Below are 24,329 nucleotides of genomic sequence, written 5' to 3' on the forward strand. Positions count from 1 at the left end.
CATGCTGCTCTGCATCGATTGCGGCAACACCAATACCGTGTTCTCCATCTGGGACGGCCATCTGTTCATCGCCACCTGGCGCACCGCGACGGATCACCGCCAGACCGCTGACCAATACTATGTCTGGCTCTCGACGCTGATGAGCCTCAAGGGCCTCGAGGCCGAGATCACCGAGGTCATCATCTCCTCGACCGTGCCGCGTGTTGTGTTCAACCTGCGTGTCCTGTCCGACCGCTACTTCAACTGCCGCCCGCTGGTTGTGGGCAAACCCGATTGCGCGCTGCCCGTCGCCCCGCGCGTCGACCAAGGCACGACCGTCGGCCCCGACCGACTGGTCAACACCGTCGGCGGGTTCAACAAGTTCGGTGGCGACCTGATCGTCGTCGATTTCGGCACCGCCACGACCTTCGACGTGGTCGACACCGACGGCGCCTATATCGGCGGGGTGATCGCGCCCGGCGTGAACACCTCGCTGGAGGCCTTGCACATGGCGGCGGCAGCGTTGCCTCATGTCGACGTGACCAAGCCACAAAGCGCCATCGGCACGAATACGGTTGCCTGTATCCAGTCGGGCATCTACTGGGGGTATGTCGGCCTTGTCGAAGGCATCGTACGCCAGATTCGCGTGGAACGCGAGCGGCCCATGAAGGTGATCGCCACCGGCGGTCTGGCCTCGCTCTTTGACCAAGGGACCGATATCTTCGACCATGTCGAGGATGATCTGACCATGCACGGCCTCGTGCTGATCAACCGTTACAACAGGGAATTGACGACCGCATGAGTAATGACCGCCTGATCTATCTGCCGCTGGGGGGCGCTGGCGAGGTAGGCATGAACGCCTATGTCTACGGCTATGGCCCCAAGAACCGCGAGCGGCTGATCCTGGTCGATGTGGGCGTCACCTTCCCGGACATGGACGGCACGCCCGGCGTCGACCTGATCATGGCCGACATGGCCTGGCTGGAAGAGCGTCTGGACCGCCTGGAAGCGATCTTCATCACCCACGCGCATGAGGACCATGTCGGGGGCCTCGGCCATCTGTGGTCGCGCCTGCGCGCCCCGGTCTATTGCCGCGACTTCACCGCCCGCATCGCCACGAAGAAGATGCTGGAAGCCGGTCAGCCGGTCGAGCAGGTGATCACCATCGATCTGTCCGAGACGGTCGAGCTGGGGCCCTTCCACATCCGCTTCCTGCCCATTGCGCATTCGTTGCCCGAGGCTTCCGGTCTGCTGATCGAAACGCCGGCCGGTCGTCTGGTCCATACCGGTGACTTCAAGCTCGACATGGCGCCGGGCGTGGGCGAGCCGTTTGACGAGGACCTGTACCGGTCCTTGGGCGATGAGGGCGTGGACGTGATGGTCTGCGACTCCACGAACATCTTCTCACCGCATCCGGGCCGCTCGGAAAGCTCGCTGCCGCCGGCGATCACCGAGTTGGTGCGTCAGGCGCCGGGCATGGTGGTTGCGACGACCTTCGCCTCGAACGTCGCCCGCGTGCGTACGCTTGCCAAGGCCGCCCGCGCTGCCGGCCGTTCGGTCTGCCTGCTGGGCCGCGCGATGCAGGCCATGGTCCGCACCGCGACCGAGGCGAAGCTGCTGCATGACTTCCCGCCGACCGTCTCCGCCGAGGAAGCCAACGAGATCCCGCGCGAGAACCTGATGCTGATCGTCACCGGCAGCCAAGGCGAACGCCGGGCGGCCTCGGCGCAGCTGGCGCGTGGCTCGTATCTCGGCTTCGAGCTGAAAGAGGGCGACACCTTCCTCTTCTCCTCGATGACCATTCCGGGCAACGAGCGGGACGTGTTGAAGATCGTCAACGCGCTGTCCGAAAAGGGCGTCGATGTCGTCGACAACAGCCAGGGCCAGTTCCACGTCTCGGGCCATGCCAACCGCCCGGATCTGGAGCGCATGCATGACCTCGTGCGCCCGCGCATGCTGGTGCCGATGCATGGCGAACACCGCCACCTGCGCCGCCATGCGCTGCTGGCGTCGAGCCGCGGAATGGCCTCGGCCATCGCCCCGAACGGCGTGATGCTGGACCTGACGGGTGCTGAGCCCGTGGTCGCGGAGTATGTCGACACCGGGCGTCTGTATCTGGACGGCACCGCGATCTACGGCGCGCTTGATGGCGTCGTGCGCGAGCGGATGAAGGTCGCGCTCAACGGTCTGGTGATGGTCACGCTGATCATCGACGAGGACGGCATGCCGATGGGCGATGCATGGGCCGATTGCACGGGTCTGGCCCGCGAGGGGCGCTCGAAACGGCCGCTCAACGAGGTGATCGAGGACGAGCTCTCGGAAGATCTGCAGCGCACGCCCGCGAAGGTCATGGCCTCGGACGACCGGCTGATCGAACTGATCCGCCGCCGCGTGCGCGCCTGCTGCCTTGACGAGATCGGCAAGAAGCCGGAAGTCACGGTAGTCGTCTCTAGGTTGTCCGAGTAAATGCTTGGAAATCTTTCCTTAACGTTGGGATGTCATCTTGGCCCTGTTTTAGGGTTTGCAGGTAATGACAATCCACGATCGCGATCCAGTGCTTCGGCGTAAGCTCACGCCACGGACGCCCCCTCCAACGGAGGAGGCGCCTTTGGTCATTGGGCCGGCCCCGATGCTGGCGCGATCCTTTGGCCGCGCGGTGTCGTTGTCGGCCCCGCTGGTGTCCGAAGAGCCGGATGTCCAGCGCAAGACCGCGACCCTGCCGGAACTCCTTGATTCGATTGATCCTGATGCCTTCGTCACGATGATCGACAGCGGTGAGGGGTATCCCGCGCTGGCGATTATCGAACAGGAAGGCTTCGCCACGGTGATCGAGGCGATGACGATCGGCCGCCTCGGTTCGCGCGCGCCCGCGACCCGTCGGCCGACGACGACGGACGCCGCGCTGTTGGGTGAACTGCTGGATGCGACCTTCCGGGGCCTCGGCGCCGAGGATCCCTGTTCCGCGATTCGCTGTGGTCGGCCCGTGCAGGATCACCGTCTGCTGCCGGTCCTCATGGACGAGGTCAGCTATGACATCGTTACGCTGAACACCACGCTGGTGTCCGGGGGCGTGACGCGCGGCATGGTGATCATGCTGGCGCTGCCGCGGGCGGCCAGCGGGGATGAAGACGATCCCGTCGCGGTCGAAGAGGCCAAGAAGGACTGGACCGACGCGATGGAAGACGCGGTCATGGCCTCGCCCGCCAATTTGCGGGCTGAGCTGGGACGCGTGACTCTGCCGCTGTCCGAGGTGATGAAGCTGGGTGTCGGTAGCACGCTGACCTTGCCGCTGTCCAATCTGGAAGAGGTCAAGCTGGTGGCGCTGGATGGCGCGACCCATGCCATTGGCCGTCTGGGCCAGACCCGCGGCATGCGCGCGATCCGTCTGACCGGCTGGCCGAATGGCACGCCGCAGCACACGATGATCGACGCGATGCCGCCGACCGCCTCGGGTGGTTTTGGTGGGCAGCTGGGCCATGATACGGCCGAGCCGGATTTCGGTGGCGGCTTTGGCGCGCCGATGGTCGACCTGCCCGAGAGCGAAGAGCCTGACTTCCCGGCCGGCATGGCTGGTATGGCGCCGATGTCGCTGGATCTGCCGACCGACGATTGATCCTGACGTTCTGCGGGGTCTACGCGACTACGGCCTCTGCCCGCACCCGCCCTTTGGCGGGTTTTGTCGTTCCACGCGCCGGTGCGGGAGGCATGAAAAAAGGGGGCAGCGCGCCCCCTTTCTCTGTTCTCAGATCGCGGGATGGATCAGCTGGGGATCTCGCCCTCGATGCCTTCGAGGTAGAAGTCCATGCCCCAGAGCATGCCATCGTCCGCAGCCTGACCCTCTTCCAGCCAGACCGAGCCGTCTTGCTTGTTCAGCGGGCCGGTGAACGGGTTGTACTCGCCCGAGCTGATGGCGGCGATCATCGCGTCGGCCTCTTCCTGCACCTCGGCGGGGACGGCGGGACCGTACGGCGCGATCAGAACTTCGCCCTCGGCCAGACCCGGCCAGACGTTGCCGGCGGTCCAGCTGCCATCCAGCTTCTCCTGGATGCGCGAGATGTAGTAGGGCGCCCAGTTGTCGACGATGGCGGTGAGATGCGTCTCGGGGGCGAAGGACGACATGTCCGAAGCCTGACCGAAGGCATGCACGCCGCGCTCCTGCGCGACCAGCAGCGGGGCGGTCGAGTCGGTGTGCGACATGATGATGTCACAGCCTTGGTCGATGAGCGCCTCGGCCGCCGCGGCTTCCAGCGCGGGATCGCCCCAGGTGAAGGCCCAGACCACGCGCATTTCGGCGTCCGGGTTGACCTTCTTGGCGTGCAGGTAGGCGCAGTTGATGCCCATCAGCACTTCGGCGATCGGGAAGGCGGCGATGTAGCCGATCTTGTTGGTCTCGGTCATGCGGCCGGCGATGGTGCCGATCACGGCGCGGCCCTCGTGGAAGCGCGCGTTATAGAGCGAGACGTTCGGATGGTCCTGCATGTAGCCGGTGGCATGCTCGAAGGCCACGTCGGGGAAGCGCGCGGCGACGGCGTTGACAGCCGGGCCATAGCCGAACGAGGTCGCGAAGATCATCTGCGCGCCCGACAGTGCCATTTGCGTCATCACACGCTCGGCGTCCGGACCCTCGGGCACGGCTTCGACGAAGGTGGTCTCGATGGCGCCGCCGAAATGCTCCTGCGCGGCCAGACGGGCCTGGTCATGCGCATAGTTCCAGCCGAAATCGCCAAGCGCGCCGACGTAGATGAAGCCGACTTTCATCGGGCTTTGCGCGAAGGCGCCGCGGGTGCCGGCGGTCGCGGCGAGGCCGAGGGCTGCGGCCGAAGTGGCCAGAAGTTGTCTGCGTTTCATACTGTTAACTCCCCTGTCGGAACGGGCTTTGGCCCGCTTTGTGGTTTGCCGGTCACCCGGCTGCGTGGAAGGATTGCCCCAACGACCCAGGGGCCGCAAGGGAGGCGCGCGCGCGACTCGACGACATAATGACGAGTACGAGGATTGTGATCAAATACGGAGACATGGACAGATATTCCACGGGAAAGCGAAGACCCGCTGCCTGCAGATTGAGCTGAAGCACCATGATGCCGCCGAAAAGATAGGCGCCCAGCAGCGCCCTCCACGGCCGCCACGAGGCGAACACCACCAGCGCCAGCGCGATCCAACCGGCACCGGCGGTCATGCCCTCGGTCCATTGCGGCACGCGGATCAGCGAGAGATAGGCCCCGCCAAGGCCCGCGCAGGCGCCGCCAAACATGATGGCGAGGATCCGCACGCGGCGCACCTTGTAGCCAAGCGCATGGGCGCTGTCGTGGTTCTCGCCCACGGCGCGCAGGATCCGGCCCGAGCGTGTGCGCGTCAGCCAGTACCAGACGCCCGCCACCATCAGCAGCGAGACATAGACAAGCGCATCATGCCGGAACAGGATCTGGCCCAGCACCGGGATGTCGCTGAGAGGGCCGAAGTCCAGCTTGGCGGTGCGGGGCGGGACGATGCCGACGAAGCCCTGACCGACAAGGGCCGAGAACCCCAGACCGAACAGCGTCAGCGCAAGGCCCGAGGCGACTTGGTTGGCCATCAGCACCTGTGTGAGGATGCCGAAGATCAGCGCCATCAGCGCGCCGGCGATGATCGCGCCCAGCATGCCCATCACGGGGCTGCCGGTCGTCACCGCGATGGCGAAGCCCGAGACGGCGCCGGTGATCATCATCCCCTCGACGCCCAGATTGAGGACGCCGGCCTTCTCCACCACCAGCTCGCCGATGGCTGCCATCAGGATCGGGGTGGCGGCGACCATCAGCGAGGCGATCAGCACCACGACATTGAGCGAACCGATTTCCATCACGCGGCCTCCGCCTTGCGCCCCGGCATGGAGAACCGGACGCGGTAATTGGACAAGACATCAAAGGCCAGCAGGAAGAACAGCAGCATGCCTTGGAACACCTGAATGGCGGCAGCGGGCAGCCCCAGCATGAACTGCGCCAGCTCCCCGCCGATATAGGTCAGCGCCAGCAGCAGCCCCGCCAGCAGGATACCGACAGGATGCAGCCGCCCGAGGAAGGCCACGATGATCGCCGTGAAGCCGTAACCTGCATTGAAGTCGATCGACACCAGCTTGGCCGGGCCCGAGACCTCGAACATCCCGGCCATGCCGGCCAACGCGCCGGAAAAGCCCAAGGACAGCACCACCAGCCGGGCCGGGTTCACGCCGGCAAAGCGCGCGGCGCGCGGGGCTTGGCCGGCCAGCCGGACCTGGAACCCCAAGAGGTGCCGTTGCAGCAATACATAGGCGAAAATCACCGCGATGAAGGCCGCGACCACGCCCCAATGCATGCCGGTATTGGCGATGATTTCGTTGTTGGCCGACGAGGGGTAGCGCGTGAAATCACGCGAGCCGGGGAAGCCACCGCCGTCCGGGTTGCGCATGAAGCTGGTGGCCGCGGCGGCAAGGAGTTTCTCGGCGACATAGACCAGCAGCAGCGAGACGAGGATCTCGTTGGTGTTGAACCGTGTCTTCAGGATGGCCGGGATCATCGCCCAGAGCCAGCCGCCGAAGGCGCCCGCGACGATCATCAGCGGGAAGACCAAGGGGTTTTCGGCCGGGTAAAAGAACAGCGCCACCGCTGCGGCGCAAAGGGCGCCGATGATGTACTGGCCCTCGGCCCCGATATTCCAGATCCCGGCGCGGAAGCCGATGGACAGGCCCACAGCGATCAGGATCAGCGGCCCGGCTTTCACCAGCAATTGCGGGCGCGAATAGGCCGCGAACTGCGGGCTGAACAGCGGGTCCCAGAAGATCAGGCGGATGGCCTCGAACGGGTTCTTGCCAAGCGCGAGGAACAACAGCCCGCCGAGGAACATCGTCGCGGCGACCGCCACCAGCGGCGTGGCATAGTTCCAGGCGCGCGAGGGCGAGGGACGTTTCTCAAGCCGCAACATCGGCATCTCCTGTCTCGGCGCCGCCCAGCATGAGGCCGATCTGATCCATGGTCAGCCCCTGAACGGGCCGCGGGGCAGAGAGTTTGCCGCCGTTGAGTGCTGCGAACTTGTCCGCGATTTCAAGGATTTCGTCCAGATCCTGACTGACGAGGACCACGGCGGCCCCCGCCTGCGCCAGATCCAGCAGCGCCTGTCGGATCGCCGCCGCCGCCGAGGCATCGACGCCCCAAGTCGGCTGGTTCACCACCAGCACCGAGGGGCGCTGCAGGATCTCGCGCCCGATGACGAACTTCTGCAGATTGCCCCCCGACAGCGCCCGCGCCGCGACATGGGCGCCGGGCGTCCGGACGTCGAACCGCAGGATGACCTTCTCGGCGAAGTCACGCGCCTTGGACCAGCCGACGAAGCCCTTCTTCACCAGCCCCTCACGCGCGGCCCCGGTCAGAAGGGCGTTCTCGGTCAGGCTCATATCCGGCGCGGCGGCATGGCCCAGCCGTTCCTCTGGCGCGCAGAGCAGCCCCAGCGCGCGCCGCGCGTTCGGTCCCAGAGTGCCGACCGGCTTGCCGTCCAGCTGTATCGACGCCGCCGCACTCGGCAATTCGCCGGACAAGGCGCCCAGCAACTCGTCTTGACCATTCCCAGCGACGCCGCCGATCCCATAGATCTCACCGGCGCGGACCTTCAGGTTCACCGATTTCAGCGAGGTCCCGAAGGCCGAGGGCGAAGCTACCGACAGGTCCGTCACCTGCAGCAGCGTCTTGCCCGGCTCGGCCGCAAGGCGCGAGGGCGTGTGCAGGGACTGACCTACCATCATCTCCGCCAGCGAGCGCGCGCTTTCCTCGCGGGGGTCGCAGCGCCCGACCACTTCGCCGTGGCGCAGCACCGTGGCATGCTCGCAAAGCGAGCGGATTTCTTCGAGCTTGTGCGAAATATAGAGGATCGATTTCCCCTCGGCCCGAAGTTGCCGCAAGGTGCGGAACAGGATCTCCACCTCCTGCGGGGTCAGCACCGAGGTCGGCTCGTCCATGATCAACAACTGCGGATCTTGCAGTAGGCAGCGAATGATCTCAACGCGTTGGCGTTCCCCGGCCGAGAGGTCCCCGACCATGCGCGACGGGTCCAGCGGCAGGCCGTAGTTGTTCGACACCTCGGTGATGCGGGCAGAAAGCTCGCGGATCGGCGGCGGGTTGTCCATGCCGAGCGCCACGTTCTCCGCTACGTCCATCGCGTCGAACAGGCTGAAATGCTGGAACACCATGGCGACGCCGGTCGACCGGGCCTCGGCCGGGGCGTGGGGTGCGTAGGGTACGCCGCGCCACAGCATCTGGCCCTCGTTGGGCGTGACCAGACCGTAGATCGCCTTGACCAGCGTGGATTTCCCCGCGCCGTTCTCGCCCAGAAGGGCGTGGACCTCGCCGTCAGCGATGTCGAAGGTGATGTCCTTGTTGGCGACCACGCCGGGGTAGATCTTGGTCAGACCCTGAAGGGACAGAAGCGGTGGTTTCAACGGGCGACCTTTCGCGAGAGGGCGGTACGGGGCCGGGCGAGACGCTCGGCGGCGACGGAAATGGCGATGGCCTGCGGGTGCTTGCCGAAGGCCGGGTCGCCGATCGGACAATCGATCCGGGCGATGGAATCGGGGCTGTGACCCAGCGCCTGCAGGCGCGAGCGGAACCGCGCGGCCTTGGACGCCGAGCCGATCAACCCGCAACGCGCGAACCCATGGCCGAGCAAGCGGTGGCACAGATCCAGATCCAGCGCATGGCTGAAGGTCAGGATCAGGTGCTCGGCCCCGGCCGGGGCAAGGGGCACCAGATCGGCCGGGTTCGCCGCGATGAGGGCGGTGACACCCTCGGGGATCTCGTCCGGGAAGCGGCTGCGGTCGGTGTCGATCCAGCTGATCGCCACGCCGGGCAGGGGCGAGAGGACCTGCACCAAGGCGCGTCCGACATGGCCCGCGCCCCAGATCCACAGAGGCTGCGTGGGGGGCGAGACCGCTTCAGCCAGCCAGCCCTGCGCATAGCGCAAGTGCGCAAGCCCTTCACCGCGCGCGGTTTTCTGGGCCTGCCGCATGGCGAGCGGCGCTTCAGCCGGCGCGTCAGTGCCAAGCGGTCGGGCGTAGAGCCCATCCTTCGGCACCTTTGCAAGAAGGGTGGCGTCGAAGACCTCGGTCCCCAAGGTGACCGCGCCGCCGCAGCACTGGCCCAAGGCGGGCCCGAGGGCGATCTTGTCGATCCTCGTCCCGCCCGTCGCCAGCAGGGAGCGGGCTTTCGCGGCGGCTTCGAACTCCAGCGTGCCGCCGCCGATGGTGCCGGACTGGCCCGAGGCCCAGACCAACATGGCGGCACCATTTTCGCGCGGAGATGAACCCTGATGCGCGCAGATCACCACCCGCGCCACCCGGCCATGCGCCGCGACGGCCGCTGCAAGGGCAGGGCGGTCAAACATAGCCACCCCGCTGGCGCTTCACGGCGGCGAGGATGCGCTCGGGCGTGGCGGGCGCGTCGAGGGCCACGTAATCGGAGCCATCTCCGCAGGCTGCAACCGCATCGGAAAGCGCCATCAGCACCGCGATGCCGTGCATGAAGGGCGGCTCGCCCACGGCCTTTGACTTATGGATCGTGTCCTCGGGGTTGGCGCCGGTCCATAGTTCAACGTTGAACTGCCGGGGGCGGTCGCCACAGGCCGGGATCTTGTAGGTCGATGGGGCATGCGTCCGCAGCCGGCCCTTGGCGTCCCAGACGAGCTCTTCAGTGGTCAGCCAACCCGCGCCTTGCACGAAGCCGCCTTCCACCTGTCCGCGGTCCAGGGCCGGGTTCAGGCTGGCACCGGCGTCGTGCAGGATATCGACGCGCAGGATCCGATTCTCGCCGGTCAAGGTGTCGATCACCACCTCGGCGCAGCAGGCGCCATAGGCGAAGTAGTAGAACGGTCGACCTTCGCCCTTCACGCGATCCCACGCCAGTTTCGGCGTGGCATAATAACCCGTCGAGGAGAGGCTGACCCGCGCCTGATAGGCCGACATCGCGGCTTCGGCGAAGCTGAGATCCTCGCCGCCGACCTGCACGCGGCCTTCCGCAAAGACGACCTTATCCGCGCTGGTCTGGTGGCGTTCGGCGAGGTGCTCGGCGATGCGGTCGCGGATCGTATCGCAGGCCGCCTTGACCGCCATCCCGTTGAGATCACTGCCCGAAGAGGCCGCCGTGGCCGAGGTGTTCGGCACCTTGGCGGTATCCGTCGCGGTGATCTTGACCGCGTCCATGCCGACCCCGAACGCCGAGGCCGCGACCTGCGCCAGTTTCTGGAACAGGCCCTGACCCATCTCGGTCCCGCCATGGTTCAGGTGGATCGAGCCATCCTGGTACACATGCACCAGTGCGCCGGCCTGATTGAGATGCGTGAGCGTGAAGCTGATGCCGAATTTCACCGGCGTCAGGGCGAGGCCCTTCTTCAGCACCGGGTTGGCCGCATTCCACGCCGCAACCGCCTGTTTCCGGGCGGCGTAATCCGAGGTCTGCTCCAACCGCGCGAGCATCTCGTGCAGGATGAAGTCCTCGACGGGCTGGCCATAAGGCGTGGTTTGGACGCCGCTCTGTTCGGGCTGCTTCGGGGAATGTTCAGCACTGAACCGTTTTCCCGTTCCAGCACCGGAGCGGGCTGGTTCCGACGCGCGGTAGAAGTTCCGCTTGCGCAACTCGACCGGGTCAAGTCCCAGTTCATGCGCGACATGGTCCATGACCCGCTCGATCCCGAGCAGACCTTGCGGGCCGCCAAACCCTCGATACGCGGTGGCCGAGCACATGTTGGTGCGCAGACGGTGACTCTCGATCCGGATATTCGGCAGCCAATAGGCGTTGTCGGCATGCAGCATAGCGCGGTCGGCGACGGGCAGGGTCAGGTCCATCGACCAGCCGGCGCGGGTGTAGTGGATGAAATCGACGCCCTGAATGAGGCCGTTCTCATCCACGCCGACTTTGTAGTCGATGCGAAAATCATGCCGTTTGCCCGTCACGACCATATCGTCGTCGCGGTCATAGCGCATCTTGCAGGGCTTGCCCGTCAGACGGGCGGCGAGTGCACAGGCGACGGCCAAGTGGTTGCCTTGACTCTCTTTTCCGCCGAAACCACCACCCATGCGACGGGTCTCCACCCGGACAGCATTCATCGGCAGATGGAGGGCATGGGCGACCTTGTGCTGGATCTCGGTCGGGTGCTGGGTCGAGGAGACGACATGCATGTCGCCCCCTTCCTGCGGGCTGACCAGTGCGGCCTGACCTTCGAGGTAGAAGTGCTCCTGACCACCCATCTCCAGCCGGCCTTCGATGACATGGGCGGCAGACGCGATGGCGTCCGCGGGCGAGCCACGTTCCCAGATACGCGGGCCTTCTTCGAAACGCTCATTGGCGGCGAGGGCTTCATCGACGGTCAGGATCGCCGGTTTCTCGGCATAGGAAATTTTGCCGAGCCGGGCGGCCTTGCGGGCGTTGAGATGGCTGTCGGCGATCACCAGAAAAACCGGCTGGCCCACGTAATGGACGGTGCCGAGCGCCAACAGCGGCTCGTCATTGTTGGAGGGTGAACAATCGGCGTGACCGATGTCATCTCCCGTCAAGACGGCGACCACGCCGGGGGCGGTTTTCACCGCGCCAAGGTCCATAGCGACGATCTCGCCATGGGCGATCTCGGACAGGCCAAAGGCCAGATGCAAGGTACCGGTGGGCGTGGGGATGTCGTCGACATACCGCGCTTCGCCGGTCACATGCAGGGGGGCTGCGTCATGCGGCAGGGGCTTGTGAACGAGGCTCATGCGACCACCTCCAGCACGTCGGTGGCGAGGCCCTGATCTTCGAGGAAATAGCGCAGGAGCAGGTTCTGCGCCGCCTCCAACCGGTAGTCGGACGAGGCGCGCATGTCGCTCATCGGGCTGAAATCCTGGGTGAAGACGGCCATCGCCTTGTGGATCGTGCCTTCGGTCCAAGGCTGCCCAAAGAGGGCGCTTTCAACCGCCGTCGCGCGCTTGGGTGTGCCGGCCATGCCGCCAAAGGCGATCCGGGCCTCGGTGACCATTCCGTCGCTGACGGAGACGTTGAAGCAACCCAGAACCGCCGAGATATCCTGATCGAAGCGCTTGGAAAGTTTGTAGCATTTCAGCCGGTCGGGTTGGCGCGGGATCGACACGGCCTCGACGAATTCGCCGGGTGCACGGTCCTGTTTGCCGTAGTCGAGGAAGAACTCCTCCAGCGGCAGGGCGCGGCGATCACCGCCTTTGCGCAGATACAGCGTCGCCCCCAGAGCGATCAGCGTGGGCGGGCTGTCGCCGATCGGCGAGCCATTGGCGATGTTCCCGCCAAGCGTCGCCGCGGCCCGCACCTGAGCCGAGCCATAGCGGCGGAGCATGGCGGCGAAGCCCGGAAAATGGGGCGCGATGGCGGGCATCAGCTCGGCGATCGTCGTCACGGCGCCGATATGGATCGCGTCCTCGGTGACTTCGATGCCGCGCATGTCGTCAACGCCCGACAGGAAGGCGACGGGCCCCAGCTCGCGCAATTGCTTGGTGACCCAAAGGCCCACGTCCGTAGCCCCGGCGATCAAGCGCCCGTCAGGGTTAGCCATGTACCAAGCCGCCAATTCGTCAGAGGAGCGGGGCAGGGCCACGCCGTCGGGGGCGTCCTCGGCCAGGCCGTTCAGCGTTGAAGCATCCACCTGTTCGGCCAGCCACGCGGGCACGGGCTCGGCCGCGGCGGCTTCGGCGGCGCGGATGATCGGCGCATAGCCGGTGCAGCGGCACAGGTTGCCGGCCAGATGCGTGTCATGGTCGGTGACACCGTTCAGATGACCCGTTGCCATCGACATGACGAAGCCGGGCGTGCAGAACCCGCACTGGCTGCCATGTTCGTTGACCATCGCGGTCTGCACCGGATGCAGCGTGCCATCGACGGCTTTCAGCCCTTCGACGGTATGCACCGCCTTGCCGTGCAGTTGCGGCAGGAACAGGATGCAGGCGTTCACCGCGCGCGTCCCGCGCTGGTCGCTCAGCATCACCGTGCAGGCGCCACAATCGCCTTCGTTGCAGCCTTCCTTGGTGCCTTTAAGCCCGCGATCCTCGCGCAGCCAGTCCAGAAAAGTCCGGGTGGGGGGCTGGTCTTTCACATCGACCGCCACACCGTTGAGGGTGAACCTAATCCCGCTCATATGTTGATCCGCCGCTTTCTCTCCATACGGGCTTTCCCCGCTGCCCGATGCGGCGTAAAGCAGCCGGGGAGCCCCTCGTTCTTGTGTTTCAGTGAACATTGACCGGACGGTTCAAGCAAGCCCAGACTCGCGTTTTGCAACCGAGACCGTTTTACCGGAACGTCGAAAATAGCGCCGCCCTTGCGCGGCATTGCCTGCCGGATAAGCTGCACTCATGGCCGACCCCCGATTCATTCACCTCCGCGTTCACACCGAATATTCGTTGCTGGAAGGCGCGGTTCCGGTGAAATCCCTCATCAAGACCTGCGGCGCAAGAGGCATGCCTGCGGTTGCCGTAACGGACAGCAATGCCTTGTTCGCAGCGCTGGAATTTTCTGTTCTGGCGAAGGGGGCGGGCATCCAGCCGATCGTCGGCTGCCAGGTCGATGTGCAGGTTCCCGCGACCCAGCCGGGCGAGAAGCCGCGTCCCGCCGCGCCGGTGGTGCTGATCGCCCAGAATGAGGCCGGGTACGAGAACCTGATGAAGTTGAACTCGTGCCTTTACTTGCGCACGGACGGCTCATTGCCGCATGTCACGCCCGACGAGCTGTCCGAGCATGCCGAGGGGCTGATCTGCCTGTCGGGCGGGCCGGACGGCCTGATCGGGCGCCTGATCCGCGAGGGGCAGATGCCGCGCGCGCAGGAGCTGATGGACCGCCTCGCCGGCATCTATCCCTCGCGGCTCTATGTCGAATTGCAGCGCCATCCCGGCGAGGGCGGCGCGCTGCCTGAGGCCGAGCGGCTGACCGAACGGCCCTTCCTCGAGATGGCCTATGCGATGGATCTGCCCATCGTCGCCACCAACGACGTCTATTTCCCCGATGCCAAGATGTACGAGGCGCATGACGCGCTGATCTGCATCAAGGAGGGCGCCTATGTCGACCAGCAGGAGCCTCGCCGCCGTCTGACCGCGCAGCATTACCTGAAATCGCCTGAGGAGATGGCCGCGCTCTTTGCCGACTTGCCCGAGGCGCTGGAGAATACCGTCGAGATCGCCAAACGCTGCGCCTTTGCCGCCTATAAACGCGCGCCGATCCTGCCGAAATTCGCCGATGACGAGGTCGAGGAGTTGCGCCGTCAGGCCTGGGATGGCTTGCGCGCGCGTCTCGCCGTGATCCCGCACGCCGCGCCGGTGTCGGAGTATGAAGACCGGCTGAAGTTCGAGTTGGACATCATCGAGAAGATGGGCTTCCCCGGCTACTTCCTGATCGTGGCCGACTTCATCAAATGGTCGAAGGACAACGGCATTCCGGTCGGGCCGGGCCGGGGTTCGGGCGCGGGCTCGCTGGTGGCCTATGTGCTGACCATCACCGACTTGGACCCGCTGCGCTATTCGCTGCTCTTCGAACGCTTCCTCAATCCCGAGCGGGTCTCGATGCCAGACTTCGATATCGACTTCTGCATGGATCGCCGCGAGGAGACGATCCAATACGTCCAGCAGAAATACGGGCGCGACAAGGTGGGGCAGATCATCACCTTCGGTGCGCTGCTGTCGAAAGCCGCCGTGCGCGACGTGGGCCGCGTCTTGCAGATGTCCTATGGGCAGGTCGACAAGCTGTCGAAGATGATCCCGGTCGAGGGGGTGAAGCCCGTCTCGATCACCAAGGCCCTCGCCGATGAGCCGAGACTTCGCGAAGCAGCGAAGGAAGAGGTCGTCGGGCGGCTCCTTGATTATGCGGAAAAGGTCGAAGGACTGCTCCGCAACGCCTCGACCCACGCGGCGGGCGTGGTGATCGGCGACCGGCCCCTCGATGCGCTGGTGCCTCTGTACCGCGATCCGCGCTCGGACATGCCCGCCACGCAGTTCAATATGAAATGGGTGGAACAAGCCGGGCTGGTGAAGTTCGACTTCCTCGGCCTGAAGACGCTGACGGTGGTGCAGAACGCTATCGACCTCATCCATACCTCGGGCCGCGACCTGCATGTCGCGCCAGGGGGCGAGGTACTGTATACCCCCGCCGACGGCGCCGCGAATGAGATCAACGCGATCCCGCTGGACGATGAGAAGACCTACCGCCTCTATGCCGATGCGAAGACCGTTGCCGTGTTCCAGGTGGAATCCTCGGGCATGATGGACGCGCTGCGGCGCATGAAACCCACCTGTATCGAGGATATCGTGGCCCTCGTGGCGCTGTATCGTCCCGGTCCGATGGAGAATATCCCGACCTATTGCGAGGTGAAGCACGGCCAGCGCCCGCTGGAATCGATCCATCCGACCATCGACCACATCCTGAAAGAGACGCAGGGCATCATCGTCTATCAGGAGCAGGTGATGCAGATCGCTCAGGTGATGGGCGGCTACAGCCTTGGCGGCGCCGACCTTCTGCGCCGCGCCATGGGCAAGAAGATCGCCGAGGAGATGGCCAAGGAGCGCCCGAAATTCATCGAGGGCTGCAAGGCGACACACGGGATCGACGCCAAGAAGGCGGGTGAAGTCTTTGACCTGCTTGAGAAATTCGCGAACTACGGCTTCAATAAATCGCACGCCGCCGCCTATGCCGTGGTCAGCTATTACACCGCCTGGCTGAAGGCCAACCACCCGGTCGAGTTCATGGGCGCGGTGATGAACTGCGATATCCACCTGACCGACAAGCTCGCCGTCTACAAGCGCGAGGTCGACCGGATGGGCATCACCATCGTGCCGCCCTGCGTGAACCGCTCGCTCGCCACCTTCAGCGTGGTGAAGGGCGAGCTGGTCTATGCCCTCGGCGCGTTGAAGAACGTCGGTGTCGAGGCGATGAAGCTGATCGTCGAGGCGCGCGGCGACGAGCCGTTCCGCGACCTCACCGACTTCGCCAAGCGCGTGGATCTGAAGCGCGTCGGCAAGCGGCCCCTGGAGATGCTCGCTCGCGCCGGGGCCTTCGACCTGATCGAGCCCTGCCGCAAGCGGGTGTTCGAGGCCCTCGACGCCCTAGTCGCCTATTCCGCCGCCTCGCATGAGGCCGCGTCCTCGGGCCAATCCTCGCTGTTCGCCGGCGGCGATGACCTGCCGCCGCCGCGTCTGCCCAAGACCAACGACTGGCTGCCGATGGACCGGCTGACTCATGAACACGCGGCAATCGGCTTCTACCTCTCGGGCCATCCGCTGGACGATTACGCCCCGGCGCTGAAACGCAAGGACGTGTTGACGCTGGCCGAACTGACCAAGAAGGCCGAACGCGGCCCGCTGGTCGCCCGGATCGCCGGCTCGGTCAGCGCCAAGCAGGAGCGGAAGTCCGCGCGCGGTAACCGTTTCGCCTTCGTCTCGCTGTCGGATTCCACCGGCCTCTACGAGGTCACGGTTTTTTCGGAAACCCTCGAAGCGTCGCGGCAGCATCTCGAAACCGGGATGAACGTCGTGATCACCGTCGAGGCCACGCTGGAAGGCGACTCGCTGAAATTGCTCGCCCGCGGGGCCGCGCCGGTCGATGACGTGGTCGCTGATGCGGGCGCGGCGGGGTTGAAGGTGCGGTTGGAAACGCCCTTGGCTTTGCGTGGCCTTATGGAGATCCTCGAAAGCCTGCCCGCCACCGCGCCGCGCAAATCCTTCGGCCCGCTGACCTTCGCGGTGCCCGATGCCGCGACCGGCGGCGAGATCGAGATCGACGCTGGCCGTCCGGTTCCCGTTTCGCCCGCGCTGAAACACCAGCTGCGCGCGGTCGAGGGCGTGCTGGCCATCGAGGAAGTCTGACATGCTGCAGATCGAAACCCGCGGCCGCGTCCGGATCTGGACCATCGACCGCCCCGAGGCCCGCAACGCTGTCCATCCGTTGCTGGCCCGCGCGCTTTACGAGGCGGCCTTGGCCTTCGACCTCGACGACACGGTCGATGTGGCGGTGCTGACCGGCGCGGGCGGCACTTTCTGTGCGGGGTTCGATCTGAAAGCGGCAGCGACCGGGGCGGGGGTCGAATGGTTAGACTCTCTGACCCTATCCGAAGATTGGGTCGATCCCGTCGCGCGCCCGCGCCCGGGGCCGATGGGACCGACGCGGCTGATGCTGTCGAAACCGGTCATCGCCGCGATCGAAGGCCACGCCGTGGCCGGTGGTCTGGAGCTGGCGCTTTGGTGCGACATGCGGGTCGTCGCGCGCGATGCGATCCTCGGCGTGTTCTGCCGTCGCTGGGGCGTCCCGCTGATCGATGGCGGCACCGTGCGCCTTCCGAAGATCGTCGGTCAGGGCCGGGCGAATGACATGATCCTGACCGGACGCGGCGTGCGCTCGGACGAGGGGGCGATCATGGGCTTGGTCGACCGGATCACCGACCCCGGCAAGGCGCTGGAGATCGCTGTCGGCTTGGCCGAAGGCCTGACCCGTTTCCCGCAAGGCTGCATGCGCGCCGATTTCCTCAGCGCGCGGATGACGCCGCCCGCCTTGGCCGCAGCCTTGCGCCGGGAATGGGACAGCGCGGGGATGGTCATGGCCGAGGGTGTCGCCGGCGCCACGCGCTTCGCCAAGGGCGAGGGGCGCGGCGGGCGTTTCGACTGACGGCTCAGCGCGGCAGCAGCGCGGCCTCGCGGGCGAGGGCGGTGATGCCGTCCCACTCGCCGGCCTCCATCATTTTCGCCGGCGCAACCCAGGAGCCGCCGACGCAGGCGACGTTCGGCAAGGACAGGTAGTCGGTCGCATTCGAGGGGCTGACCCCGCCGGTCGGGCAGAAGGTCGCCTGCGGCAGCGGGCCGTTCAGCGCCTTCAGCATGGCCGGGCCACCGGCAGGGCCGGCAGGGAAGAATTTCATCGTGCGATAGCCCAGCTCGAGCAGGGTCATCACCTCGGTCGCCGTGGCAGCGCCGGGCAGGAGGGGCAGCTCTTCCTTGGAGCAGGCCGCGACCAGCGCAGGCGTTGCACCGGGCGAGACCGCGAAGGTCGCCCCGGCGGCCTTTGCGCGCGCGGCGTCGAAGGCCGACAGAACCGTGCCCGCGCCGACCCGCGCGCCCTTGACCGCTGACATCGCGCGGATCGCGTCCAGCGCGCAATCGGTGCGCAAGGTGACTTCCAGAACCGGCAGGCCACCCGCCACCAAGGCCTCGGCTAATGGCACGGCATGGGCGAGATCGTCGATCACCAGCACCGGGATCACCGGCGCGAGCTGGCACAGGGCAAGGGAAGCGTGGCTTTGCAGGGCAGGGGTCATGGTCACCTCATCAGCTCCCCTGCGCTTAGGCCTTTCCCGGCGAAAAAGCAAATGGTTCCGCTAACATTTCGGGGCCATGGGGTGGTTATAAAAGTCAGACGATCAGCTTTTGAGAGAGGGTGAACGCGTGGGTCTTGGGAGATGCACAGGGCTCCGGCGCCTGATTTCATACACGAAGTTATCCACAGGCGCCAAAAAGACTGACATTATATTGGCTGGTCTGCTGCGCCAGAATGATCGGCCTTGGGGCATGAATGAACTTAACTTCCCACTTTAGGGGCGATCTTAAAGCACTTGTAATAAAGGCTATTCTCTGATCCTCTGCCACAAGTCACAGACGCGCCACGGGAAATTGCCCTGCCTTCGAGCAAAAGAAAAGGGCTGGGAGTTATCCCAGCCCCTTGAAGTTATACACATCCGTCGTTGGGGAATTCTCCCCTGTGGATTAGCCCGCCAGAAGCGCTTCGACCTCGGCTTTCACCTTGGCAACGGCGGCCTCCTTGACCGGGCCATAGCCACGCATGCCCATCGGGGCTTTCATTAGCGTCTCGGCCTTCACCGGATCGGCCATCGCGGCCGCCTGCGGGATCAGCGCCTCGAACCAGGCGATCAGGCCGCGCTCCATCCGGCGCTCCTCGGTCCTGCCGAACGGGTCCAGCGCGGTGCCCCGCAGACCCTTCATCCCGGCCAGCAGCGCAAAGCCCGGACCCATGGCCCAACCCGGGAAACGGCGCTTCAGCGGACGGCCACGACGATCCTTGCCCGGCAGCATCGGCGGCGCGAGGTTGTAGGTCAGCTTCGCACCTTCGCCGAAATCCCGCGCGATCTGCTGCGCGAAAGCGGGGTCGCGGTGCAGGCGGGCGACCTCGTATTCATCCTTGTAGGCCATCAGCTTGAACAGCGAATTCGCGGCGGCGCGGGCCAGATCCTCGTTCCACATCACCGGCGCCAGCGCGGCGCGGAAACGCTTGGCATAGGCCGCGTTCTGATAGGCCGTCAGCGCGGCGGCACGACGGTCGATTAGCGCCTCCAGACTTTCGGGTTCAGGCGCTTTCGGGGCGAATTTCGCCGGGTCGACAGCCGCCAGACGCCCCAAGGCGAAGGCGCGAGCATTGGCCTTGATGGCGACGCCGTTCAGCGTGATCGCCTTCTCGATAGCCTCCAGCCCGACCGGCACCAGCCCCTTTTGCCAGGCAAAGCCCAGCATCATCATGTTGGCGAAGACACTGTCGCCCAGCAACTCCTCGGCCACCTTGCCGGCGTTCAGCGCCCCCAGATCCCCGACTGCGGCGTCCAGCGCCTTGATCCGGGCCGGCACGCGCAGCGAGGCATCGCGGTTCAGCACGATGTCACCCGTGGGCATCTCGGCAAGGTTCACCACGGCCTTGGTCTGCCCGTTAAGGCAGGCCGAGGCCTTGGGCGACGAGGACACGACGATATCGCAGCCGATCAGCGCATCCGCCGAGGCTTGGTCGATGCGGACCTGCGTCAGCGTCTCGGGCCGGCGAGAAAGGCGCAGGTAGCTCAAGACCGGGCCGAATTTCTGCGCAAAGCCGGTGAAATCCAGCACTGACACGCCGCGGCCTTCCAGATGCGCCGCCATCGCGGTGATCTGGCCAACCGTGACCACGCCCGTGCCGCCGACGCCCGTGACCAGAAGGTCCCAGCTGTCGCCCTCCGGCAGGACCGGCAGGGGCAGGGTCGTCAGGGCGGCATCCAGATCGGGGCGGGCCTGCGCTTCAGGTTTCTTGCGCTCCACGCCCTCGACCGTGACGAAGGAGGGGCAGAAGCCCTCCATGCAGGAAAAATCCTTGTTGCAGGTCGAGAGGTTGATGCGCCGCTTGGGGCCGAGGTCGGTCTCGATCGGCTCGACCGACAGGCAGTTCGACGCGGCCGAGCAATCACCGCAGCCCTCGCAGACCGCCGGGTTGATGATCGCGAATTTCTTCGGGTCTTCCAGCGTGCCCCGCTTGCGGCGGCGACGCTTCTCGGTGGCGCAGGTCTGCTCGTAGATCAGGACGGTAACGCCCTCGATCTCGCGCAGCTCGCGCTGGACGGCGTCAAGGGCGCTGCGGTCGTGGAAGGTCGTGCCCGCGGGAAGGTCAGACTTTTGGAACTTGCCAATATTGTCAGAGACAAGCGCAATCCGCGACACGCCTTCGGCCCGGCAGGTCGCCGCGATCGCCTGCACGCTTACGGGGCCGTCTACGGGCTGACCCCCGGTCATGGCGACGGCGTCGTTATAAAGGATCTTGTAGGTAATGTTGGCCTTCGCGGCGATCGACTGGCGGATCGCCATCGAGCCCGAATGGTACCACGTTCCCTCGCCAAGGTTCTGGAACACATGGTTCTTGCCGGTGAAACGGCTGGAGGCGGCGTGGTTCACCCCTTCGCCACCCATCTGGATCAGCGACGAGGTTTCGCGCCCCATCCACGAGGCCATGAAATGGCACCCGATGCCCGCCAGCGCCTTTGAGCCCTCGGGCACGCGGGTCGAGGTATTGTGCGGACAGCCCGAGCAGAAATAGGGCGTGCGGGTCGCGCCGGGGATCTGAAGCACCTTCGCCTGCGTCCCAAGGATCGCAGCTGCGCGGGCCGGGAAGCCTTCGTCCGGGAACACCCGGTCCAGACGCTTGGCGATCAGCGGCAGCAGCAGGCGCGGGCTGAGTTCGCTGGTCCAGGGCACCAGCCGCTCGCCGGCCTCGTCATTCTTGCCGACCATGTGGCGCGGCTTGGCGCCATCCCAGTCGTAGAAATATTCCTTGAGCTGGCTCTCGATGATCCCGCGCTTTTCCTCGATGACCATCACCTCGTCCTTGCCCTCGACGAAGCGCAGCGCGTCGCGGCGGGCCAGCGGCCAGACCATGCCCACCTTGTAGAGGTCGATGCCCAGACGGCGGCACTCGGCCTCGGTCAGACCCAGCAGCTTCAGCGCTTCCAACAGGTCCAGATGCGCCTTGCCGGTGGTGACGAAGCCGAAGCGCGAGTCGATGCCGTATTCCGCGCGGTCGATCGGGTTGGCCTCGGCGAAGGCCATGACGGCGCGCTTCTTCGCCTCCATCCGTTCCTCGATCTGCATGCCGGGCAGGTCGGGCCAGCGATAATGCAGGCCGCCGGGATGTTGGCTGGCCTCGGGCGCGCGGAACACGCGGTCGGCGGGCAGATCGAAGGACATGGCGCTTTCCACCACGTCCGACACCGCCTTGAAGCCGACCCACATGCCGGTCGCGCGCGACAGGGCCCAGCCCCATTCGGCGAACGGCAGGAACTCCGCGACCGAGGCCGGGTTGATGCAGGGCATGTACCAGGCCATGAAGGCCACGTCCGACTGGTGCGACATCGACGAGCTGACGCAGCCATGGTCATCGCCGGCCACAACCAGCACGCCGCCATGCTGCGACGAGCCATAGGCATTGCCATGCTTCAGCGCATCGCCTGCACGGTCGACGCCGGGGCCCTTGCCGTACCACATGCCGAAGACACCCTCGACGGTCTTGCCGGGATCGCTCTCGACCTGCTGCGAGCCGAGGATAGCCGTCGCCGCCAGATCCTCGTTCACGGCGGGGAGGAATTCGATCTTCGCCTCGGCCAGCCGGGCCTTCTGGCGCCACATCTCCAGATCGACGCCGCCCAGCGGGGACCCGCGATAACCGCTGACCATGCCTGCGGTGTTCAGGCCGGCGTCCTTGTCCCGGCGGGCTTGATCGAGCACGGCGCGCACCAGCGCTTGGGTCCCGGTCAGGAAAACGCGGCCGGAGTGGCGGGTATAGCGGTCGTCGAGCGCGTAATCGTCGAGCGGGCGAAGCGGGGCGTTCATGATGTCTCCTCCGGGTGGCTTGGGGCTCCCTTGCGGTGAGTCTACGCGCGATGGTCCGAAAAGATGTGCCAGACTTGTGCCGTTCGGACGGGTATCTTTCACCAGCGTTTCGGTGATATGCCGGATTTTGAAATGACAGTTCAGGACCGGGGCGAATGCTGGAACAGATCGACTGGAAGCTGCTGGAGCTTCTGCAACAGGATGCGCGGCTCTCGAACCAGGAGATGGCGGAGAAAGTCGGCCTCTCGGCCTCGAGTTGCTGGCGCCGCGTGAAGGCACTGGAGGAGGCCGGGGTGATCCGCGCCTATCGGGTCGAGGTCGATGCCGCAAAAGCCGGGCTGGGCTTTCATGCGATCATGCACATCACCATGACCCGCCATTCCCGCGAAGTCGTGGACCGTTTTACCGCCGAGGTCATGCGCCATGATGAGGTCGTCGAGTGCTTTGCCACCACCGGCGCGATGGATTATCAATTACGAGTTCTCTGCCGCGATCTGGACGCGTTCAACGCCTTCATGGAGCGTACGCTGTTCCGGCTCGACGGGATTGCGCAGGTGCAGACCCATCTGGTGCTGCGTCCGATCAAGATGCGCGCGGCGCTGCCGAGACCTTGATCCTGTCCATGGTCATAGTAACCATGTTTCCAGAGTGTCACAGACGCTTTTGACGCGTTGCCAAGCCCGGAATCCCCGGTCATCTTGACCCGGATACAGTCCATTCCGGGGGAGAGACGGGCATGACGCGACTATGGCTGCTGGTGGCGGTTCAGGCCTCGGTTTCCGCCGCCTCGCTGGTCGTGGAGATCGTCGCGGGCCGGATGTTGGCGCCCTATCTGGGCATGTCGCTGTACACTTGGACCTCGATCATCGCGGTGGTGCTGGCGGGCTTCTCGGCTGGGCATTGGGTCGGCGGGCGCATCGCCGAATGGCCGCCGGCGCAGGCCTTGCGGGCCAATGGCTGGGCGATCCTCGCGGCGGCACTGAGCACGGCGGGCGCGGTCTTCATCCTGCGCGCGACGGCGGGGCCGGTGATCACGGCGATGCCGGGGCCGGTGGCCTCGATCGTGACGCTGAGCATGCTGGTGTTCTTCCTGCCGTCGTTCTTCGCAGGCATCCCCGCACCGATCCTGTCGATGGTCGCGGTGAGTACCCATCCGGGACAGGGGGGACGGGCCCTCGGGGCGATGTTCGCAGCCGGGGCCTGGGGCGCGATCCTCGGCACCTTGGCGGCGGGTTTCGTCTTCATCTCATGGCTGGGATCGGTGGGCACGCTGGTCGTCGTGACCGGGGTCTATGTGGTGCTGGGCCTGCTGTCCCTTTACTGGGGCCGGGCGCATCGCTTGGGGATGGTTTTGGGGCTGATCCTGCCGCTGGCCTTGGCGGGCGGGGCGCTGACACGGCCCGATCCCTGCACGCGCGAGAGCGATTACTTCTGCATCCGCGTCATCGACCAGCCCGGTGCCGAAGGCCTGACCCGGCTGATGGTTCTGGACCACCTCGTCCACGGCGTTGCCAGCGAGGGCGAGCCGCGCGCGATGTTGATCGGGCATGGCATGATGCTGGACGCGTTGCCGCGGTTGCGGATGGAGGGCCGGTCGGAATGGTCGGCCTATCTCATTGGCGGCGGGACCTATTCGGTGCCCCGCGCCTGGCGCGACCGGGGCGAGCCCGTTGCCGTGACCGTGGCCGAGATCGACCCCGAGGTCACGCGCGCCGCGCAGGATTTCTTCTGGTACGATCCCGGTACGGGCGAGGGTGCTGATCGCATCGTCGCCTCGGATGCGCGGCGACTTCTGGCGCAGGAGGACCGACGTTATGACGTGATCATCGGCGACGCCTTCGGGGACATCGCTGTACCGCAGCATCTGATCACGCGCGAGTTCTTCCAGCTGGCGCAGGCGCGGCTCAATCCGGGCGGCGTCTATGTGATGAACGTGATCGACCACATGGACCGGCTGGAGGTTCTGTCGGCCATGGTGCGCACCGCGCGCGAGGTCTGGCCCTCGGTCGAGGTCTGGACCGATCCTCGCCACGATCAGGCCGAGAACCGGCGGGTCTTCGTGCTGGTTGCCGGGCAGGAGCCGTCATCGAGGACGCAGGTGCAAGAGCCTTGGGGACAGGCGATCCGCATCGCGGCCTCGTCGATCGACGAGATCCTATCGCAAAGGCCGGTCTTGGTGTTCACCGACGATTTCGCGCCGATTGACCGGCTGTTGGGGGATCGGGGTGAAGGGTAGAAGTAAGTATTTGTAACAAGGTGA

At 65.7% G+C, this 24,329-nt stretch carries 16 protein-coding genes; 7 read left to right on the forward strand and 9 right to left on the reverse strand.

The genetic code is table 11. The annotated features are described in order from the left end of the window. Nucleotide 1 precedes the first annotated feature (1 nt). The 3 genes from BCY78_RS00890 to BCY78_RS00900 all read left to right on the forward strand — a co-directional run bounded on the left by BCY78_RS00890 (nt 2) and on the right by BCY78_RS00900 (nt 3,592). Complete coding sequence (locus tag BCY78_RS00890) at nt 2–781, forward strand: type III pantothenate kinase (RefSeq protein WP_068296494.1); 780 nt, start codon at nt 2–4, stop codon at nt 779–781. Continuing rightward, entirely contained in the window at nt 778–2,445 is a 1,668-nt protein-coding gene (locus BCY78_RS00895) for a ribonuclease J (protein ID WP_068296498.1), read from the forward strand. Before BCY78_RS00890 ends, BCY78_RS00895 begins: the two co-directional genes overlap by 4 nt. A gap of 163 nt (nt 2,446–2,608) precedes the next feature. Continuing rightward, the gene (locus tag BCY78_RS00900) at nt 2,609–3,592 is read left to right on the forward strand and encodes a FliM/FliN family flagellar motor switch protein (protein WP_068296501.1); all 984 of its coding nucleotides are present in this window, start codon (nt 2,609–2,611) and stop codon (nt 3,590–3,592) included. Nucleotides 3,593–3,738: 146 nt separating this feature from the next. Here BCY78_RS00900 and BCY78_RS00905 read toward each other — a convergent pair whose 3' ends face one another. The 7 genes from BCY78_RS00905 to xdhA are packed head-to-tail and all read right to left on the reverse strand — an operon-like array spanning nt 3,739 to nt 13,101. Next, nucleotides 3,739–4,827, reverse strand: coding sequence for a BMP family ABC transporter substrate-binding protein (locus BCY78_RS00905; protein WP_068296503.1), 1,089 nt, complete (start codon nt 4,825–4,827; stop codon nt 3,739–3,741). A gap of 52 nt (nt 4,828–4,879) precedes the next feature. Further along, entirely contained in the window at nt 4,880–5,812 is a 933-nt protein-coding gene (locus BCY78_RS00910; protein ID WP_068296507.1) for an ABC transporter permease, read from the reverse strand. Next, nucleotides 5,812–6,909, reverse strand: a complete 1,098-nt coding sequence (locus BCY78_RS00915) for an ABC transporter permease (protein ID WP_068296511.1) — start codon at nt 6,907–6,909, stop codon at nt 5,812–5,814. The genes BCY78_RS00910 and BCY78_RS00915 overlap by 1 nt, the downstream gene beginning before the upstream one ends. After that, nucleotides 6,896–8,416: an ABC transporter ATP-binding protein gene (locus tag BCY78_RS00920; RefSeq protein ID WP_068296514.1), complete on the reverse strand. Its 1,521-nt coding sequence runs from the start codon at nt 8,414–8,416 to the stop codon at nt 6,896–6,898. Before BCY78_RS00920 ends, BCY78_RS00915 begins: the two co-directional genes overlap by 14 nt. Further along, entirely contained in the window at nt 8,413–9,357 is a 945-nt protein-coding gene (gene xdhC / locus BCY78_RS00925; protein WP_068296518.1) for a xanthine dehydrogenase accessory protein XdhC, read from the reverse strand. Before xdhC ends, BCY78_RS00920 begins: the two co-directional genes overlap by 4 nt. Then, nucleotides 9,350–11,716: a xanthine dehydrogenase molybdopterin binding subunit gene (gene xdhB, locus BCY78_RS00930; RefSeq protein ID WP_068296520.1), complete on the reverse strand. Its 2,367-nt coding sequence runs from the start codon at nt 11,714–11,716 to the stop codon at nt 9,350–9,352. The genes xdhC and xdhB overlap by 8 nt, the downstream gene beginning before the upstream one ends. After that, on the reverse strand, nt 11,713–13,101 hold the full coding sequence (gene xdhA, locus BCY78_RS00935) for a xanthine dehydrogenase small subunit (protein ID WP_068296522.1): 1,389 nt from the start codon (nt 13,099–13,101) through the stop codon (nt 11,713–11,715). The genes xdhB and xdhA overlap by 4 nt, the downstream gene beginning before the upstream one ends. A 214-nt stretch (nt 13,102–13,315) precedes the next feature. Here xdhA and dnaE point away from each other — a divergent pair, with 214 nt between their 5' ends. Together dnaE and BCY78_RS00945 are read left to right on the forward strand one after the other, a co-directional pair. After that, nucleotides 13,316–16,810 (forward strand): DNA polymerase III subunit alpha, encoded by a 3,495-nt coding sequence (dnaE, locus tag BCY78_RS00940; protein WP_068296525.1) that lies wholly within the window; start codon nt 13,316–13,318, stop codon nt 16,808–16,810. A gap of 1 nt (nt 16,811) precedes the next feature. Next, nucleotides 16,812–17,606: a crotonase/enoyl-CoA hydratase family protein gene (locus BCY78_RS00945; protein WP_068296528.1), complete on the forward strand. Its 795-nt coding sequence runs from the start codon at nt 16,812–16,814 to the stop codon at nt 17,604–17,606. 4 nt (nt 17,607–17,610) lie between these two features. On the opposite strand, the gene eda is transcribed toward BCY78_RS00945, so the two are convergent. Next, nucleotides 17,611–18,252, reverse strand: a complete 642-nt coding sequence (gene eda / locus BCY78_RS00950; RefSeq protein ID WP_068296530.1) for a bifunctional 4-hydroxy-2-oxoglutarate aldolase/2-dehydro-3-deoxy-phosphogluconate aldolase — start codon at nt 18,250–18,252, stop codon at nt 17,611–17,613. Between the two features lie 445 nt (nt 18,253–18,697). Next, complete coding sequence (locus BCY78_RS00955; RefSeq protein ID WP_068296533.1) at nt 18,698–22,069, reverse strand: indolepyruvate ferredoxin oxidoreductase family protein; 3,372 nt, start codon at nt 22,067–22,069, stop codon at nt 18,698–18,700. Nucleotides 22,070–22,224: 155 nt separating this feature from the next. Between BCY78_RS00955 and BCY78_RS00960 the strand changes: the two genes are divergently transcribed. After that, a complete protein-coding gene (locus BCY78_RS00960) occupies nt 22,225–22,683 on the forward strand; it encodes an Lrp/AsnC family transcriptional regulator (RefSeq protein ID WP_068296536.1) in 459 nt (152 codons plus the stop codon). 122 nt (nt 22,684–22,805) lie between these two features. Next, on the forward strand, nt 22,806–24,305 hold the full coding sequence (locus tag BCY78_RS00965; protein WP_068296538.1) for a fused MFS/spermidine synthase: 1,500 nt from the start codon (nt 22,806–22,808) through the stop codon (nt 24,303–24,305). Nucleotides 24,306–24,329 lie beyond the last annotated feature (24 nt).

This window comes from Pararhodobacter sp. CCB-MM2 (assembly GCF_001691415.1).
GTDB lineage: Bacteria > Pseudomonadota > Alphaproteobacteria > Rhodobacterales > Rhodobacteraceae > Pararhodobacter.